General features: G+C 62.4%; 1 protein-coding gene. It reads left to right on the forward strand.

The window, feature by feature from the left end:
• Positions 1–242: Ig-like domain-containing protein (locus U4Z31_RS37085; RefSeq protein WP_321813015.1), on the forward strand; the 242-nt coding region annotated here is incomplete at both ends.

Here is a 242-nt window from a genome sequence, read left to right on the forward strand (position 1 = left end):
ACCGTCGAATACTCGATCGACGGCGGTCACACCTGGAACACCAGTTTCAGCGCGACCGAAGGCCTGAACGATGTGCAGGTCCGGCAGACCGATATCGCCGGCAACACGTCCGATTCGACTTCGTTCAGCTTCACGCTCGACACGTCGGCGGCTGCACCGGGCGTTGCCCTCACCACCGATTCCGGCAGCAGCGCGTCCGATCACGTCACCAATGTCGGCACGTTGAACCTGACCGGTGTCGA

Source organism: Burkholderia sp. BCC1985, from assembly GCF_905339915.1.
Lineage (GTDB): Bacteria > Pseudomonadota > Gammaproteobacteria > Burkholderiales > Burkholderiaceae > Burkholderia.